Genomic DNA, 18,623 nt, shown 5'->3' with positions numbered 1-18,623 from the left:
CCGGCTGCACAAGCAGCAGGCAGATGCCCTCAAAGGAGTAGACAGGCATGAGCGCAATACTAACGGTGGTCGGCCTCGGGTCCGGTAATCCGGACCGGCTGACACTGGGCATTATCAAGAAGCTCAAAGCGGCATCCGCCGTTTACGTGCGGACCGCAGAGCATCCCGCCATGGCTGCACTGGCTGAGCTTGAGATTTCTTCGGAGTCTTTCGACGGGCTGTATGAATCGTTATCCTCCTTCCCTGAGGTCTACGAAGCCATTACGGCAACCCTGATTGAGAAGGCAGCGGCGGCTCCGCAAGGCACAGAAATCGTCTATGCCGTGCCGGGACATCCCATGGTTGCTGAATCCGCTGTATCCCTGCTGCGACAACGCTGCCCGGAGGCCCGCATTGAGCTGAATATCCTCGGCGGGGAAAGCTTCCTCGATGAGGCATTCGTCCGTCTGGGCTTTGATCCGATTGAAGGATTTCAGCTGCTGGATGCTTCGGGCATCCGCAGCTCCCAGCTCCACCCGGAGCTGCACACACTGATCGGGCAGGTCTATGACAGCTTCACTGCGTCAGAAACCAAGCTCTGCCTGATGGAGCTGTATCCGCCGGAGTATGAAGTAGTTGTCGGACATGCTCTCGGTGTAGAGGGTGAGGAGCAGATTCTGCGTGTGCCGCTGTATGAGCTGGACCGGCTGGACGGATACGGCAACCTCTCGCTGGTGTATGTTCCAATCAACCCTGCAGAGGATGCGCGAAAGCGTACGTTTGCCCGGCTGCATGAGATTGTCGATATTTTGCGGAGTCCGGAAGGCTGTCCCTGGGACCGTGAGCAGACCCATGAATCCTTGCGCAAGAACCTGATCGAAGAGACCTATGAGGTGCTGGAAACGATCGACGAGGATGACCCGGACCATATGAAGGAAGAGCTGGGCGACCTGCTGCTCCAGATTATGCTTCATGCCCAGATGGAAGAGGAGCTCGGTACATTTAGCGTCTATGATGTGATTGAAGGCCTGAATGAGAAGCTGATCTTCCGCCATCCGCATGTCTTCGGCGACCGTGTTGCCGGCAATGCCGAGGAGGCGCTGCAGAACTGGGACGGCATGAAGGCCGAAGAGAAGCGGCGCAAAGGCGTGAAGCCTGAAGCGCTATCCGCGCTCAGCGGGGTTCCCCGTGACCTGCCTGCACTGATGAAGGCTTACAAGCTGCAGAAGAAGGCCTCCAAGGTGGGATTCGATTGGGATAATACCGGAGATGTCCTAGCCAAAATCCGTGAAGAGGTCGACGAACTGCAGGAAGCGATTGAAACGGGGCTGTCTGCCGAGGAGCAGATGCTGGAGCTGGGTGATCTGCTGTTCGCGGCAACTAATGTAGCCCGCTTCATCGATGCCGATCCGGAGGAAGCGCTGACCCGCACAAACCGCAAGTTTATCTCCCGGTTCCAGTACATTGAGCAGCGGCTGCTTGATAGAGGTACTAGTGTTCAAGACAGTAGTCTGGAAGAGATGGAGGCTCTCTGGCAGGAAGCCAAGACAGAAGAGCGGAGCCAGTAGGGTATACAGTGCCGGAGAAACGGTAATGCTGTGAACAGGACCTTAAATCTCTGATTTAAAATGCAAATAGAGGTTTATAATGTTATAGTGCTATAAGCCCCGGTTCTCTGCCAGCGGTTACTTTTTTAAAAAAAGGGCGGATCATGGCAGGAATTGAAGGCAGCATCAAGAATATCATAAAGACGAAATGACGATTTGCGGCATTTTTTGCCAGCGAGCCGGAATTTCATTTATTTTTTTGTATCCTAGGAGGAACTTCAAATTATGAACAAGACAGATCTGGTAAACAACATTTCCGAAAAAAGCGGATTGGCCAAAAAAGATGTAGAAGCGGTACTCAATGGGGTTCTGGGCGAAATTACAGAAGCTCTGGCAAGCGGAGATAAAGTGCAGCTGATCGGATTCGGCACTTTTGAAACCCGCAAACGTTCCGGCCGTACCGGCCGTAACCCGCAATCGGGCACACCTATTGAAATCCCTGAATCGACTGTACCGGCCTTCAAGGCAGGTAACAAGCTTAAAGAAGCCGTTAACTAATGCGTCTGGACAAGTTCCTGAAAGTTTCCCGTCTGATCAAGCGCCGCACCGTGGCCAAGGATGTGTCCGAACAGGGCCGGGTACTGATCAATGGACGGGAATCCAAACCGAGCAGCACTGTGAAGATCGGTGACGAGATTACCGTGCAGTTCGGCCAAAAGCTTGTGACGGTCAAAGTCGAAAAGCTGGTGGAGACCACCCGCAAGGACGAGGCCGCCGGAATGTATACCCTGCTCCGTGAAGAGCCTGTGGCCAAAAGCACCGGACTCGACTGGTAAGGCAGATTTCAGTCAGTAATCGAAAGCGTAACTTTACTCTATGTGAAGTTACGCTTTTTTACGATGCATGGCACGCCTTCATGTTCTATACCCTGTCCTTCCGTCATAGATTAGAACCAAGAAGGAGGGGTACATGCTATGATCGAGCCAGCCAAAGTCAATAAACAACATGATCTGCACATGCACAGCCGTAAACAGGTCGAACTTACGGGCGTGCAGAATGTAGAGAGCTTTGACAGCGAGGAGTTTCTGCTACGTACGGAACTCGGCCATCTCACCATTCGGGGAAGTCATTTACATATCAAAAATTTGAGTCTGGAGAATGGATTGTTGTCACTTGAAGGCAATGTTCATTCCCTGATTTATCTGGATCCCGGTACGCAGGGCAAAAATAAAGGGATTCTCCGTAAGCTGTTCAAATGAATCCCGCGGTCCAATGGATCACCCTGCTCTATATGGTGCTGGCCGGCACAACCATGGGACTGGCCTATGACAGCTACCGGGTGCTGTCGCTGAAGCTGAGCTTTCCCAAATGGCTGAATGCGCTGCTGGATTTGCTGTACTGGATAGCAGCTGCCCTGTTCGTCTTTCGCATGCTTTATGCCGGAAATCAGGGACAATTGAGGTTTTATGTCTTTCTCGGACTCTTTCTAGGTGTATGGATCTATTTTTTGATCTTCAGTGTTACGGTGCGGCGTTTTGTGTTAATGTTAATTCAGTCGGTTCAGTATACGTGCAGGCTGCTATGGAGATGTATTGAGATCGTGATCGGATGGCCGCTTCTCTGGCTGTGGCGCCTTGTAAAGGGAACGCTGCTGCTGCTCGGCCGGATCCTACTCTATATTTTCAAGCTGCTGCTGCGTCTAACCAAGCCAATCTGGGTACTTCCTGTAAGGTGGGTCTCTCCGCATCTTTCCCGGTTCTATCATAGTCCCAGGGTAGTGAGGATCACTAAATGGATATCGGGATGGCGGAAACGCTGATCTTGAACTGGGGGTACGCTGTATGAACAGATTCTCTGCGGAAGAGAAGAATAATAACAATAAGGCTTCGGCCGCAGGCGCGAAGAGAAGAAAGTTTATATGGATTTTTGTAGTGGCGGTATTCTTCGGCTGGGCCGGGTTTACTTTCTTTGCCCAGAGTTCAGCTATTGCCGACAAGACTGAACAGCTTGCGAAGAAGCAGCAGAGCAATGAAAGCGTCACAGCTTCGCTCAACCAACTGAAATATGAAGTCTCGCGGCTGAATAATGATGAGTATATCGGACAATTAGCGCGTAAATGGTATAATATGTATCCAGAAGGTGAATCACCTATCCGCACAGAGCAATCTGAGTAATAAAAGCAGGCTAAAAGGGGCTTTCGCTCTGTTGCCTTGCTTTGTTCTTTACTGTATAATCAAATCACCGCAGACAGGATGAACTAATATTCGTCTGTATATTTTTAAGGGAGGATCATTTTATTCTATGGCAATTGAAGTGGGCACCAAGTTAGAGGGCAAGGTGACAGGCATCACGCATTTCGGAGCATTTGTGGATCTGTCAGGAGGTGTCACAGGTCTCGTTCACATCTCGGAGATCGCCGATAACTACGTCAAAGATGTTAACGATCATTTGAAGATTGCGGATGTAGTAACCGTCAAGGTGATCAATGTTGACAAGGACGGCAAGATCGGACTTTCCATTAAGCAGGCCGTTGATAAGCCGGCGTCGGAAGTACGTCCCCCCAGAGCTCCAAGACCAGAACGTCCAAGCGGTGGAGACCGTTTCGGCGGTGGTGGCGGCAGTGGCGGAGGCGGCGGTGGTGGATTCAATCGTGAACGGGGTGGGCGTCCATTCAAGCCTGCAGCCGGTAAACCTTCATTCGAGGATAAAATGTCACGCTTCCTGAAAGACAGCGAAGAACGGATATCTTCGATCAAGAAGAACACAGAAGGAAAGCGCGGCGGCCGTGGAGCCAAGCGCGTATAATCTGAGTCTTGCACATCATAAATAACCGCTGGGGCTTCATGCCCTTCGCGGTTTTTTTGTTTGTCCTGGTAATTGTTCAATTTCTGGCATTTGCCCGCGGGTGGCAGGAAGCTCTGCAATACCTCCAGTGTAGGATTCGCAGCCGGGCTGTTTTTTGTCGGCCACAAACAAATTGCCGACAGCATCCAAGCCATTCTCACATAACTCTAGGGCAATCGCTGACGAATGTCTGCGGGGGCACCGGCAACGTCCGCCGTCAAGGCCAGCCCCAGCATGGGCTAACCTTTTGCTCCGTAAGGGTTAGAAAGGTTTTTCCATAAAATGTCGGCAGAGGCTTTTTTGTCGGAATATTTTTGCAGCCTGCTCTCTGTTTCTGACAAACTTTCATAAGACCCCCGCTATATAATGAGAACCATAAATTCATATACGGGTGGTGCAGGGGAATGAGTAAAAGCAATGTGGTGAATTTGCCGGAGTGGACAAGAGCAGGAAGCAAAGACAAGGTTCAGAAGGAAGCTTGGAGTACACGTCTGAAGGCGTGGAGTATGAGACAGCCGGTCCTCCAGTTCATCGCGGTCAAGAAGTGGGCACTGCTGCTGAGTCTGATGGGCTTTTTACTAGGCCGTGCCATGATTTTGGACGAGCTAACTCCCTTTGCTGCCGCTTATTTCGCCGTCATTGTATTTATGCGCAGGGACTCTACGCTGCCTGTGGCTGCGGCTATTCTTCTCGGAAGTCTGTTTACCCCGTTTCCCGGTGCTATAGTGGTTGCCGCAGAGCTGATTATCTTTTATCTGATTTACAAAGGAATGGAGAACTTCCAGCGGGTGGATCTGTCCTATGCGCCGCTCATGGTATTCGTCGCTTCTTTTATGGTGGGACTGTTCCGGGTGGTAATCGGGCCGACGCTGGCCTGGTATCCGCTGATGATGGCAACGATTGATGCCTTGCTTGGGTTTGTGCTGACGCTCGTATTCCTGCAGGCGCTTCCAGTGTTCACTTATAAGCAAAAAAGCAGGGCGCTTCGCAATGAAGAGGTCCTCTGCCTGATTATTCTGCTGGCCTCCGTGATGACAGGCCTGGTCGGGTGGACGGTAAATGGCCTTTCTCTGGAGCATATTTTATCGCGTTTCCTCATTCTGCTCTTTGCCCTTGCCGGTGGAGCCCCGCTCGGGGCAGCCGTCGGTGTCGTCACCGGTCTGATCCTTAGTCTGGCTGATGTAAGTGCCATTTATCAGATGAGTCTGCTGGCCTTCTCCGGTATGCTGGCGGGAATGATGCAGTCCGGACGCAAAGGGGCCGTCTCAATCGGGATGCTGCTGGGTTCAACCATATTGTCGGTATATTTCATGGGACCAGGCGATGTGATGAATTCCACCTGGGAGACCTGCGCCGCCGTAGTGTTGTTTCTTTTGACACCTAAAGGCATTATTTCTGCCATTGCCAAATATGTACCGGGCACTGCTGATCATAGCCGCTCTCAACATGAATATGCCCGCAGAGTACGGGATATTACAGCAGACCGGGTTACTCAATTCTCTCAGGTATTCCGTCAGCTCTCCAGCAGCTTTGGTCAAATTCCCCGTGCCACGGAAGCCGGTAAAAGCGACCGTGAAATGGAGGACTTTATGAAAACGGTAACGGAAGGAGCCTGCGCCGGCTGCATCCGGCGTACCCACTGCTGGGATGCCAAGTTCTATCAGACATACAGATATATGACCGATATGATGACTACTGTGGAAGAATGCCCCGACATTACAGCGGCCCAGCTGCCTCCGGAATGGAACCGGATCTGCGGCAAGACGGGCGAAGTACTCGAAGTAATGAAGGGCCAATATGAACTCTATCAGCATGATATGCGCTGGAAGCGGCAAATATACGACAGCCGCCAATTTGTTGCCGAACAATTATCCGGGGTCTCTCAGGTTATGGAGGATCTGGCGAAGGAGATCAAGCGGGAAGGCCAGGCGATGTACCGCCAGGAGGGACAGATCCGCGAGGCACTGGAGAAGCTGGGCCTGTCAATTCATACCATAGAAATTCTAAGCCTTGATCCCGGCCGGGTAGAGATTGAAGTGGTGCATGCTTATACCCGGGGCTTCGACGAATGCCGCAAAATGATTGCCCCGTTGCTCTCCGATATCCTGGAGGAGAATATTGCGGTGGTAAGTGAAACAGCGGTGCACCCGCGCGAAGGCTTATCTATGGTGACTTTTGGTTCAGCCAAGGCTTATGAAATTAACACAGGTGTAGCCGGTGCTGCCAAAGGAGGCGATATAATGTCCGGCGACAGCTTCAGTACGGTGGAGCTCGGAAATGGCACCTTTGCTGTGTCGATCAGTGATGGAATGGGCAACGGCGAGCGGGCCCGGATGGAGAGCAGTGCTGCGCTATCCATGCTGGAGAAGCTGCTGCAATCAGGGATGGATGAGAAGCTGGCGGTCAAATCTGTCAATTCGATTCTGCTGCTGCGTTCCCCGGATGAATTCTATGCGACCGTGGATATGGCGCTGATCGATCAATATTCGGCGCAGACCATCTTCATGAAGATTGCGTCAGCACCAAGCTTTATCCGGCGGGGCAGCGAGGTTATTCCGGTGACAGCCAGCAATCTGCCGATTGGAATTATTAAAGATATTGAAGTGGACCTGGTCACCATGCAGCTGCGTCCCGGAGATATTCTCATTATGATGACCGATGGTATTTATGATGCGCCCGGATATGCCGTTAATAAAGAGATATGGATGAAACGACTGATTCAGGAGCTGGAAGGCGATGATCCTCAGGATATGGCCGACAGCCTGCTGGATAAAGTAATCCGTTACCAGGGCAATGAGATCCATGATGATATGACGATTGTCGTCAGCCGTGTCGATCATTTCCATCCCGAGTGGTCAAGCCTGCATATGCCGGGAGTGGGCCGGATGGAGAGACCGCGCACAGTTAGTTAGGTAACCTATCATTTACCTGACACTGTTCTTTCATTATCTTCTATATAAGATTAGCAAAACTTAAGAATGACAGCCGGCAGCCGATAAAAGATTCCCCTGCAGGGTAAGGATTCCTCCATGCAGTAAGTTGGATTCTTAGGTCCACTCTGTCTTCTGCCCGGTATGCAGCAATGGGATTCAGGGAACTTAGGCAGGCAATACCGGTTCGTCTCTGTGCAGACATTAAATGTTGTACTGAGTGCAGCTTTGATATGAAGAAACCAGGGTGTTTGGAAAAATTGTTGTACGAAATACAAGAATTGCTCCGCAAAGTGGCTGGAAGCTGAGAAATCCTGCATTTCGTACAACAATATCCGTTTAAGGGTGATTGGTATGAGGGAATTGTTGTATTTGGTGCAGGATTTAAGACCTCAGACTGGAGGAGCGATAGCGGGCACTTAATAGTTATCTGCATGATAACTTATCAATTTAGCTGCAGCAGTCACCAGATTCCCACCAACTAGCTAAGTGGTTAACCAAGTTGATCACCACTGGAGGTTCCAAATATTCTGCTGGCTGAGGCCTGTGTTCTCAATCTTGCGTTAACCGGCAAGTGCATTCCATCCACTGGCCCGTTTCTGCCCGCCCCGTTTCAACCGCCGCTGACTCAGCGGCGTAAACTTGTATTGATGGAAAGTGAAGTATATGGAACGGAGAGGAATTTTGGAGCCGCAGAAGCGGCAGTGTTCGCCTTTGTCCTCTGATTTCAACCGCAAACTGCGTTACTCAAATCAGGAAATCAGAGGACAACAGCGATCGGAGGGCCAAAACTTTCTCGCAGTGGCCCTTATTTCACGAAGCCATTCGATTCAAGTTTTTCCCGCTAAGCGGCGTTTGAAATCTCTCTACCTTGGATATGCTAGAACTAGATACAAGGCAAAGGGGAGTGAACGGTCATGAAGCAGATCCTACTCATTACTGACGGTTGTTCGAATGTGGGGGAAAGTCCGGTACTTGCGGCGGCGCATGCCCGGCAGGAGGGTATTACGGTCAATGTCGTAGGAGTCGTGGACTATGGAACGATCGGTGAACTCGGAAGCCGGGAGATCGCTGATATTGCCAAAGCGGGAGGCGGACTCAGCCGGATTGCCTCAACGTCGCAGCTGGCACAGACCATTCAGATGATGACCCGCAAGACCGTGGTTCAGACGATCCAGCAGGCGGTTAATAAAGAGGTAAAAAAAATTCTCGGCGAGGGTTCCCTCGAAGAACTGCCTCCGCAGCAGCGGTCACAGGTGGTTACGGTTGTCGATGAGCTGACCGAGACTTCTCCGCTGCGTATTGCCCTATTAATTGATGCAAGTGCGAGCATGAAGCCCAAGCTGGGTGCCGTGGAGGATGCCATCCGTGATTTGGCTCTCAGTCTGGAGGCACGGGAAGGGCGGAGCGAGCTTGCCGTGTTCCATTTCCCCGGGCGTACCAGCAGTGAAGATATCGTGCTGGATATGGACTGGACGCGGAATGTATCGGAAGTCCGCTCACTGTTCTCCAGGCTGAAGATGCGGGGGGCTACTCCGACAGGACCGGCTATTTTCAAGGTGCTCGAACATTACCGTTATGATAAACTGGATGAACCTCGTGACTATCTTGTGAATGGGGATGACGAGGCAAGAGAAGGGATGATTGGTGGGTATGTCGTCTAATCCACCCTTTCCGGCAGGCACTGTAATTACCGGCAAATGGCGGGGGAACCGTTATGTTGTGGAGCGGATGCTGGGGAAAGGGGCAAACGGAACCGTATATCTTGTGCAGCGGGAAGGCCGGCGGGAGCGGTATGCGCTCAAAATCGGATACGATACGCTGGAGCTGCAGTCAGAAATCAATGTACTGACTTCTCTGCAATCCTGCCGTAAACGCAGCGAGCACCGGGCACGCAAGGAGTCACCGTTGTCCTCTTACCTGCTGGAATCGGATGATTTCAAGGATAGGGACCATACTCCTTTCTACGTGATGCGTTATGTGGAAGGCAGGCCGCTTCATCATTTTTTGTCCAGGAACGGGGCGTCCTGGCTGGGGCTTGTCGGCATGAAGCTCCTGGAGAAGCTGCAGACCCTGCATGAGTGCGGCTTTGTGTTCGGAGACCTTAAGCCGGAGAATGTCATGGTATCCAATTACGGGGAAGCCGAGCTGATTGACTACGGAGGCGCGAGTCCCCTGGGACGCAGCGTGAAGCAGTTTACCGAATGGCATGACCGCGGGTTCTGGAACGCCGGCAGCCGGACGGGAGACGAGAACTATGATCTGTTTTCTTTTGCCGTACTGTGCCTACGCCTGCTTAATGAAGAAGGTCTGAAGTCCGCAGCCCAGCAGCTGCCGCAGACCCGGAGTGTGGATGAACTGCTGAAGCTGGCCAGAAATCTGCCTGACAAAAAGCTGGCCTCCTGGCTGTGTCTGGCGCTCAAAGGCGGTTTTCCCGGTTCCGCACAAGCTGCGGAGATCTGGAGAAGTCAGATATACAGAGCACGGAAGACGGGAAAAGATACGATGGCAACTCCCCGCTGGCTCAAAAATGCGTTTGCGCTGTCTTTATTTCTGCTGGCCTTTACGATCTACTGGGTATTCCGTTTTTGAAATTATACATAATACCAGCGTGCTGGAATTCCGGAGCAAGACAGGCAAGTGATCTGCAAGAAAGGATGCCGCATATGGAACAAATGAAAGAACTGGTGGAATCCGTACTGGAGGCTGCGGCTGAGCATGAACTGTGGCAGCCCCATGACACCATTGTAGTCGCAGTTTCCGGAGGGCCGGACTCTGTGGCTCTTTTGCGTATTTTGCACGAGATTGCCGTAAACCGGATGCCATTAACTCTGGTCTGTGCCCATGTGAATCATGGCTTCAGAGCCGAATCAGCGGAAGAGGCGGAGTTTGTCAGGAATATGGCTGCTGAGCTGGGAATCCCTTTTGAGCTCGCGGAGTTTGATATTCCATCCATGGTCAAGGAAATAGGACTGGGTCCGGAAGGAGCGGCAAGGGAGAAACGCTATCAATTTCTGATTGAAACCGCGCACCGTTACCATGCACGTTCTGTCGCACTGGCCCATCATGCCGATGATCAGGCTGAGACTGTGCTGATGCGGCTGCTGCGGGGGAGTGGTCCTTCAGGCCTTGCAGGCATGCGCTGGAAACGGACTGAAAAAAAGGTGGAACTCATCCGCCCCTTCCTGCGTATTAACAAAACAGCTCTTGTCGGCTTATGCCGGGAAGAGGGGTTTGCTTACGCGGAGGATGCCAGCAATCTGCTTATGAAGTATAAGCGGAACGCGGTCAGGCTGGAAGTATTGCCCCTGCTTGAACAGCATAATCCGAGAGTGAGACAATCACTTCTGCAGCTGTCTGAAATTGCCGGTGCGGAAGATGAATATATGGAGGCGAATGCGGCAAAATGCTTCGAAGAGCTTGTTTTTATCGAGCATGGAAAATACACCTTGAAGAGAGCTTCATTTGCGGCCCTACCCTCCGCTTTACAACGGCGTTTGATTAAACTAATATTAAATTATCTGTCAGCGGATTCATCTGTGATGGATTTCCCCAAGATTGAAGCTGTGCGCCGGGGAACGCTGCAGGAGCACCCCACCGTATGGACTTTGGATTTGGGCAGGGGTTTCGTCTGTATGCGGCAATATGATACCCTTTTATTCTCGTCCAAGCCCTTGCTTCGGCAGGTGAGCTATACATACCCTCTGTCTTTGCCTCATCCCCGGATTCACCTGAAGGAGATAGGAAAAGTTATGACGATGAAGGTGCTGGAGAGAGAAGATTTTTTTGCACAGGAGGAGGACTCTGGGAAGATGTCGGCTTGGTTTGATGGCGATGAGCTCGTCTTACCACTCACCATCCGTTCCCGATTGCCTGGAGATACCATAAGGGTTATGGGATTAAACGGAAGCAAAAAGGTAAAAGATATTTACATTGATGATAAAATACCTTCTTCCGAACGCTCTGCGATTCCCCTCGTTTGTGATGGTTTGGGCAATATCGTCTGGATTCCGGGCGTTAGGCGCTCGATGCATGCCGCAGTAGGGCGGCACACGGCCTCGGTGCTTCTCCTGTCCATGGAAGACATGGAACAGGGCGAAGAAACGTAATGGTCGAAGTAAGTCTTTCATAGTATAACTTAGGAGGTTCGCAAGTTGCAGAATGATATTCAAGAAATCTTGATCAGCGAAGAAGAAATCCAACAAAGAATCAGGGAGCTTGGCGCCCAGCTGAGCAAGGAATATGCAGGCCGCACACCTTTAGTCATCTGTGTACTCAAAGGTGCGTTTATCTTTATGGCGGATCTGGTTAAAGTGATTACAGTACCCGTTGAGATGGACTTCATGGCAGTATCCAGCTACGGTGGTACGACCAAATCCTCCGGTGTAGTCAAAATCATCAAGGATCTGGACACATCGGTTGAAGGCCGCGATGTTCTGATTGTCGAGGACATTATCGACAGTGGTCTTACCCTCAGCTATCTGATTGAGATGCTGCAGGGCCGGAATGCTGCTTCCGTCAACGTAGTCACCCTGTTCGATAAACCTTCAGGCCGTGCAGTTAATCTTGAAGCCGAATATACCGGTTTTGTGATTCCTGATGCTTTCCTGGTAGGCTATGGACTCGACTATGCCGAACTGTATCGGAACCTCCCATACGTAGGTGTACTGAAGCCTGAAATTTATTCCAAATGAACCAATCGACAGCCTTAGATTCAAGGATCACTTTTCTGGATTTCCTGACAATTTGAGGAGTCTGGTCAGGCTATGGTACAATAACTTGAGCGTTGTGAGAGGAGGTAGGGGATGAATCGGTTCATCCGGAATTCTGGTTTTTATTTGATTTTATTTTTAGTCGTGGTGGGCATTGTCCAGTTTGTAAGCAATGGAAATGAATCCGCCGATTTCCCTAGATATGATGAGTTAAGACAGGAGATCAAGGACAATAACGTGAAGAGCCTGACGGTTCAGTTTGAGGGTAACGCATTTCTGGTTACAGGCGAATACAAAGAATTGCCACCTGAAACTAAATCTAAGAATTTCTCCACTTATGTTCCTCCTACAGATCGGGCCCTTGATGAACTTATAGCTGCCAGTGAAGATAATGGCGTGGAGCTGACTCAGAAGAAAATGGAAGGCGACAGCATCTGGCTGACATTCCTTTCTTCCATCATTCCATTAGTTATCATGTTCATCCTGTTCTTCTTCCTGTTTAACAATGCACAGGGCGGCGGCGGCAAGGTCATGAATTTCGGCAAGAGCAAAGCCCGGTTATATAATGAAGAGAAGAAGAAAATCAGCTTCGAGGATGTTGCAGGAGCTGATGAAGAGAAGCAAGAGCTGGTGGAGGTCGTGGAATTCCTCAAGGATCCGCGTAAATTCGCAGCTGTAGGTGCACGTATTCCTAAAGGGGTACTCCTTGTGGGACCTCCGGGAACAGGTAAAACCTTGCTGGCCCGTGCGGTAGCAGGTGAAGCCGGTGTTCCATTCTTCAGTATCTCCGGTTCCGACTTTGTGGAAATGTTCGTCGGTGTCGGCGCATCCCGGGTACGTGATTTGTTCGAGAATGCGAAGAAGAATGCTCCTTGTATCATCTTTATCGACGAAATCGATGCTGTGGGACGTCAGCGTGGCGCAGGACTTGGCGGCGGACATGACGAACGCGAACAAACCCTTAACCAATTGCTCGTTGAAATGGACGGCTTTGGCGGCAACGAAGGCATTATCATTGTCGCGGCTACTAACCGCGCCGACATACTGGATCCGGCATTGCTCCGTCCAGGCCGGTTTGACCGTCAGATTACGGTTGACCGTCCAGACGTGAAGGGCCGTGAAGCTGTACTGAAGGTTCACTCCCGCAACAAACCGCTTACCAAGGATGTTCGGCTTGACGTAATTGCCAAGCGTACAACTGGCTTCACCGGTGCGGATCTGGAGAACCTGCTTAACGAAGCGGCACTGCTTGCTGCACGCCGCAACCGTAAGGACATTACCATGCGTGAAGTGGATGAAGCGATTGACCGTGTAATTGTCGGCACAGAGAAACGCAGCCGCGTAATCAGTGACCGCGAGAAACGTATTGTAGCTTACCACGAAGCAGGTCATACCATTGCCGGCTACTTCCTCGAGCATGCCGATGTGGTGCATAAGGTTACCATTATCCCGCGCGGCCGCGCAGGCGGATATGTCATTATGCTTCCTAAGGAAGACCGGATGATCGTTACCAAGCAGGAACTCTTGGATAAGGTTACCGGACTCCTGGGCGGACGTGTTGCTGAAGAATTGTTCATTGGCGAAATCGGCACAGGCGCTTATAGTGACTTCCAGCAGGCTACGCGCATTGTGCGTGCGATGATTATGGAATATGGAATGAGCGATAAGCTTGGGCCATTGCAGTTCGGGACATCCCAAGGCCAAGTCTTCCTTGGCCGTGATATCGGACATGAACAGAACTACAGTGACTCCATTGCTTACGAGATTGATCAGGAAATGCAGAACCTTATCCGCAGCAGCTATGAGCGCTGCAGAGAGCTGCTGACTAAGCATTCCAAAGAAATGCACCTGATTGCGAACACCCTTCTGGAGAAGGAAACGCTGGAACTTGATCAGATCACAGAATTGATTGAGCAAGGCTACCTGACAGAGGATGGCAAACCGGAAGAAACAGAGGCAGTTACGCACGAAGCGGGCGAGCCAGTAATTGATTCTATCGGTGATGTACGTGTACGCATTCAAGGCAAATCCGGTGAAGAACCGCCATTCCTTGGCGATCTGTCCAAGGATATTCCGAATAAACCGGATCCTGAAGAAGGAAACGGTTCGGATGAGGGCAACAAAGGCGGCGGAAGTCTGGTTTAATCACTTTTTGAACAAAACATCGTAATTTTATCCGGAGAACCTGAGGTTCTCCGGATTTTTCTGTCTATACGTACATCAAGACATAGAGCTACACCCGGCTTGCCCGCATTGACAGGGGGTGGAACGTTGTGTACATTAGTGATTAAATATTAAATAAGTTAACTTAATAGAATGTACTGGCTATAAGCCATGAAGACATAAGGGGGAGAATGACCGTGGAAGCTCTGGCGCTTGAGCGCAAGCAGGAACAGAATCGTGAACTTCGTGTGCGCCTCGAACAGCTTAAGAAAGAACGGAATGCAATAATTCTGGCTCATTATTATCAGCGGGATGAAATTCAGGAAGTAGCGGATTTCCGTGGCGACTCTTTTTTACTGGCTCAGAAGGCTGCGGAGACAGAGGCAGATGTGATTGTATTCTGCGGGGTTCACTTTATGGGGGAAAGCGCCAAGATTCTTGCGCCTAACAAAACTGTAATAATTCCTGATGAACGCGCCGGCTGTCCTATGGCGGATATGGTCAACGTGGACGGACTCCGGAAGCTGAAGGCGCAGCATCCTAATGCCAAAGTAGTAACCTATATCAACTCCTCCGCTGAGATCAAAGCAGAAACTGATATTTGCTGTACCTCTGCCAATGCGGTGAAGGTGATTGAATCGCTTGATGCGGAAGAGATTATCTGGGTACCCGATAAGAACCTGGGCCAATATGTTCAGGATAAGACCGGCAAGAAGCTGATTATATGGGAGGGCTACTGTAATACTCACGATATGCTTACCGTCAAGGATGTAGTGGAGATGAGAGCCAAATATCCGGAAGCAGAATTTGTGGTACATCCGGAATGCCGTCCTGAAGTGGTGGCCATGGGTGATTATGTGGGCAGCACAACCTCGATTATAGAGTATTGCCGGAAATCGGACCGCCGGCAGTTTATCGTGGGAACTGAGGATGGAACCGGATATCAGCTGCGTTTGGACAGTCCGGATAAAGAATTCCATTTTGCCACCAAATTTCTGGTCTGTCCCAATATGAAGGTTAACAATTTAAAGAAACTGGTAAAATGCCTGGAGACGATGAAGCCGCAGATTTATGTACCGCCCGCTGTCGCCGACAAAGCCAGAACTTCCCTAGAGCGCATGCTACAAGTCCGGTAGCATGCGCTACTCTTTCGTTGAAACAGGTGAAAAGCGGTCATGATTCCAAAATATTTGGTTGATTTCGATCTTCTGGGGCTTCCTGTAATTAAAACAGACTGTATTGTGATTGGTTCGGGCATTGCCGGTTTGTTCACAGCGATCAAAGCCAGTGAAGACCGGAAGGTCATTATGATTACGAAGAAGACAGTGATGGAGAGCAATACACGGTATGCCCAAGGGGGGATAGCCGCTGTGTTCTCAGACGATGATTCTCCGGTGTACCATCGTCAGGATACCCTGATGGCCGGTGCGGGGCTAAACTCCTCTGTGGCTGTTGATGTACTGGTGAATGAAGGTCCGGAAGGTGTCCGCGAACTCATTCGGCTCGGGACGAAGTTCGACAAGGAGAATGGCGAGCTTGCGTTAACACAAGAGGCAGCACATAGTCACCGTCGTATTCTGCATGCGAATGGGGATGCTACAGGCTATGAAATTGTCCGCGCCTTGGCTGAGCAGGCAGAGCAGCATAAGAATATCGAGGTATGGGATGACCATTATGTCATTGATCTGATTACCGTAGACGGGGAATGCGTGGGGGCACTGGTACAGCGGCCGGGCGGCGGACGTTTGTTCCTGCAAGCCGATGCAACCATCCTGTGCTCAGGCGGAGCAGGGCAATTATACCGCTATACGACCAATCCTGAAGTGGCAACCGGTGACGGTGTCGCCATTGCTTATCGGGCTGGAGCCCATGTACGGGATATGGAATTCATCCAGTTCCACCCGACAGCACTCAGTTATCCCGGAGCGCCGCGCTTCCTGATCTCGGAAGCGGTACGCGGTGAAGGCGCTGTGCTGCGCAATATCAACGGAGACCGTTTTATGGAACGGTACCATGAGCTGCTGGAACTGGCCCCGCGCGATATTGTGGCCCGGGCGATTGTGAGCGAGATGGAGCTGACCAAATCCACCTTTGTCTACCTTGATATTACACATGAATCAGCCGATATGGTCAAACACCGCTTCCCGACGATCTATGAGACCTGTATGAGTTATGGACTGGATATTACAAGTGACTGGATTCCAGTGGCTCCTGCTGCGCATTATATGATGGGGGGCGTCAAGACCGATCTGAACGGGGAGAGCACCGTTTCCCGCCTGTTTGCCTGTGGCGAGGTTTCTTCTACAGGGGTACAGGGAGCCAACCGGCTGGCCAGTAATTCCTTATCGGAAGCGATTGTCTTTGGCCGACGGATCGTAGAGCGCATCCGTCAGCTCCTGCCGCTTGGGCAAGATACAGTATCAGCAAGCTGTGACCATGGCCGGGTGGAGTCGCCTACCCAGGCAATTGTGGAACGTCGTCTGAAGCTGCAAAAGGTTATGGTACGCTACGCCGGACTACGGCGGAACCAGGAAATGCTGATTAAAGGACTGGATGAATTAAAGCGTCAGCTGCCGATTTTTAATGCGGCACTTACCAAACGTGAAGAATACGAGTTCGCTAATATGCTTACGTGCTGCCTGCTGATTACCGAATCAGCGCTGGCACGGGAGGAGAGCCGCGGCGCTCATTATCGCGAGGATTATCCGCTGCGGAATGATGCAGAGTGGCAGAAGCATCTGCTCCAGATTCGCGAACTGGGAATAGTGGAGGAATTAAGTGATGATGTTTAATGGCTATAATGAAGAACTGCTCCAGTCTATTAAGGGATGGCTGCAGGAGGATGTCGGATCAGGGGATATCACAACACGTACCACTATACCCCAGGGACATGAATCCAAAGGGATTATCCATGCCAAAGAGGACGGAGTAATCTGCGGAATTCCCGTGGCTGAACTGGTTTTTGAGGTGGTAGACCCGACACTCGTATTTACGGCATTGGTTCAAGAGGGCCAGCCTGTGTCCAAAGGCACGGTCATCGCAGAAGTCGAGGGCAGCACGCATGCCATTCTTACAGGCGAACGGCTTGCCCTTAATCTGATGCAACGGTTGTCCGGTGTGGCCTCGCGGACGGCGTCATTCGTGCAAGAGCTTCAAGGTCTGCCAACCCGGCTGGTGGATACCCGCAAGACAACACCAGGTCACCGGATGCTGGAGAAGTATGCTGTGCGCATAGGCGGCGGAGCCAATCACCGCTTCGGCTTATATGACGCGGTAATGATTAAGGATAATCATATCAAGGGCGCCGGAGGCATTCGTCAGGCGGTAGGACGCGCCCGGGCCAATATCCCTCACACCATGACGATCGAAGTGGAAACGGAAAGCCTGGAGCAGGTAGAGGAAGCACTCGCTGCGGGGGCGGACATTATCATGCTTGATAATATGTCTCCTGAGCTGATGACGGAAGCGGTAAGAAGAATCAGAACCAAAGCGCGGCATGTCAAAATCGAGGCTTCAGGCAATGTATCTCTGGAAACGGTACGCGGGATTGCAGAATCGGGTGTAGATGTTATTTCTGTAGGCCGGCTTACCTATTCCTTCGCCAGTCTTGATATCAGTCTGGATCTGAATGGCAAGAAAGGCGGAAATCTCTAATGATACTTGTCGTTGATATCGGGAATACGAACATCGTGCTTGGAGTCTACCGGGGGCCTGAGCTGCTTCATCATTTCCGGCTTAGCACAGCGCGTCAATCGACTGTGGATGAATATGGTGTCCTGATTCATAATCTGTTCCACATGTCGAATATATCGTTTAAAGATGTAGAGGGCGTCATCATCTCCTCAGTTGTTCCGCCGCTGGTTCAGGTTATCGTGGAAATGTGCGTGAAATATATCGGCAAAGACCCGCTGCTCGTAGGCCCCGGAATCAAAACCGGGCTTAATCTGCGTTATGAGAATCCGCGCGAAGTGGGGGCAGACCGGATTGTTAATGCCGTTGCGGCTATCGAGCAGTATAAATGCCCGCTCGTGGTCGTTGATTTTGGTACGGCAACTACGTTTGACTGTATTGATGCCGGAGCGAACTATCTTGGCGGGGCAATCGTGCCGGGTCTCGGAATCTCTACAGAGGCCTTATATCAACGGGCATCCAAGCTGCCGCGGATTGAGCTGGAGAAGCCCAAGAAGGTGATCGGACGCAATACTGTTCACGCGATGCAGGCAGGAATTATTTTTGGCTATGCCGGCCAGGTAGAGGGAATTGTAAGACGCATTAAGCTGGAGATGAATGCGCCCGTTCTCAAGGTTATTGCTACAGGGGGGCTTGCTCCGCTGATTGCCGGCGAGACAGATTGCATTGATGAGGTTAATCCGATGCTCACGCTGGAAGGACTGCGTATTATTTACAATCGTAACAAATAATCATGAAATGAAACCTTATACAGACAG

General features: G+C 51.1%; 17 protein-coding genes. All 17 read left to right on the top strand.

All coding sequences use genetic code 11. The annotated features are described in order from the left end of the window. The first annotated feature begins 47 nt into the window (after positions 1-47). Positions 48-1,547 carry a nucleoside triphosphate pyrophosphohydrolase gene (gene mazG, locus MKX70_RS05540; protein ID WP_340839651.1) on the top strand — a complete coding sequence of 500 codons (1,500 nt, stop codon included), beginning with the start codon at positions 48-50 and terminating at the stop codon, positions 1,545-1,547. 264 nt (positions 1,548-1,811) lie between these two features. Then, on the top strand, positions 1,812-2,084 hold the full coding sequence (locus MKX70_RS05535) for an HU family DNA-binding protein (protein WP_039309509.1): 273 nt from the start codon (positions 1,812-1,814) through the stop codon (positions 2,082-2,084). Beyond that, the gene (locus MKX70_RS05530; protein ID WP_036723951.1) at positions 2,084-2,362 is read left to right on the top strand and encodes an RNA-binding S4 domain-containing protein; all 279 of its coding nucleotides are present in this window, start codon (positions 2,084-2,086) and stop codon (positions 2,360-2,362) included. Before MKX70_RS05535 ends, MKX70_RS05530 begins: the two co-directional genes overlap by 1 nt. Before the next feature lie 138 nt (positions 2,363-2,500). Then, positions 2,501-2,785 (top strand): sporulation protein YabP, encoded by a 285-nt coding sequence (gene yabP, locus MKX70_RS05525; RefSeq protein ID WP_039309510.1) that lies wholly within the window; start codon positions 2,501-2,503, stop codon positions 2,783-2,785. Next, a complete protein-coding gene (gene yabQ, locus MKX70_RS05520; protein WP_340839650.1) occupies positions 2,782-3,345 on the top strand; it encodes a spore cortex biosynthesis protein YabQ in 564 nt (187 codons plus the stop codon). Before yabP ends, yabQ begins: the two co-directional genes overlap by 4 nt. Positions 3,346-3,367: 22 nt before the next feature. Next, the gene (locus MKX70_RS05515) at positions 3,368-3,700 is read left to right on the top strand and encodes an FtsB family cell division protein (protein WP_042231432.1); all 333 of its coding nucleotides are present in this window, start codon (positions 3,368-3,370) and stop codon (positions 3,698-3,700) included. Positions 3,701-3,827: 127 nt separating this feature from the next. Beyond that, positions 3,828-4,331, top strand: coding sequence for a S1 domain-containing RNA-binding protein (locus MKX70_RS05510; RefSeq protein WP_042132690.1), 504 nt, complete (start codon positions 3,828-3,830; stop codon positions 4,329-4,331). Between the two features lie 443 nt (positions 4,332-4,774). Then, positions 4,775-7,282, top strand: coding sequence for a stage II sporulation protein E (gene spoIIE / locus MKX70_RS05505; RefSeq protein WP_042231433.1), 2,508 nt, complete (start codon positions 4,775-4,777; stop codon positions 7,280-7,282). 935 nt (positions 7,283-8,217) lie between these two features. Continuing rightward, a complete protein-coding gene (locus MKX70_RS05500) occupies positions 8,218-8,964 on the top strand; it encodes a VWA domain-containing protein (RefSeq protein ID WP_340781440.1) in 747 nt (248 codons plus the stop codon). Then, a complete protein-coding gene (locus MKX70_RS05495; RefSeq protein ID WP_340839649.1) occupies positions 8,954-9,892 on the top strand; it encodes a serine/threonine protein kinase in 939 nt (312 codons plus the stop codon). Before MKX70_RS05500 ends, MKX70_RS05495 begins: the two co-directional genes overlap by 11 nt. 74 nt (positions 9,893-9,966) lie before the next feature. Then, positions 9,967-11,409, top strand: a complete 1,443-nt coding sequence (gene tilS, locus MKX70_RS05490) for a tRNA lysidine(34) synthetase TilS (protein ID WP_042231437.1) — start codon at positions 9,967-9,969, stop codon at positions 11,407-11,409. A 45-nt stretch (positions 11,410-11,454) separates the two neighbouring features. Further along, the gene (hpt, locus tag MKX70_RS05485) at positions 11,455-11,994 is read left to right on the top strand and encodes a hypoxanthine phosphoribosyltransferase (RefSeq protein ID WP_039309523.1); all 540 of its coding nucleotides are present in this window, start codon (positions 11,455-11,457) and stop codon (positions 11,992-11,994) included. 111 nt (positions 11,995-12,105) lie between these two features. Then, on the top strand, positions 12,106-14,157 hold the full coding sequence (gene ftsH / locus MKX70_RS05480) for an ATP-dependent zinc metalloprotease FtsH (protein ID WP_042231440.1): 2,052 nt from the start codon (positions 12,106-12,108) through the stop codon (positions 14,155-14,157). Positions 14,158-14,372: 215 nt separating this feature from the next. Continuing rightward, positions 14,373-15,311, top strand: a complete 939-nt coding sequence (gene nadA / locus MKX70_RS05475) for a quinolinate synthase NadA (protein ID WP_039309543.1) — start codon at positions 14,373-14,375, stop codon at positions 15,309-15,311. Between the two features lie 39 nt (positions 15,312-15,350). After that, entirely contained in the window at positions 15,351-16,967 is a 1,617-nt protein-coding gene (gene nadB / locus MKX70_RS05470; protein ID WP_340839648.1) for an L-aspartate oxidase, read from the top strand. Beyond that, a complete protein-coding gene (nadC, locus tag MKX70_RS05465; protein WP_042231443.1) occupies positions 16,957-17,829 on the top strand; it encodes a carboxylating nicotinate-nucleotide diphosphorylase in 873 nt (290 codons plus the stop codon). The genes nadB and nadC overlap by 11 nt, the downstream gene beginning before the upstream one ends. Further along, complete coding sequence (locus MKX70_RS05460; protein WP_039309527.1) at positions 17,829-18,596, top strand: type III pantothenate kinase; 768 nt, start codon at positions 17,829-17,831, stop codon at positions 18,594-18,596. Before nadC ends, MKX70_RS05460 begins: the two co-directional genes overlap by 1 nt. Positions 18,597-18,623: the final 27 nt, after the last annotated feature.

The sequence above is a fragment of the Paenibacillus sp. FSL R7-0312 genome (assembly GCF_038004445.1).
Lineage (GTDB): Bacteria > Bacillota > Bacilli > Paenibacillales > Paenibacillaceae > Paenibacillus_AQ.
This window is presented reverse-complemented; position numbering and strand designations above follow the sequence as displayed.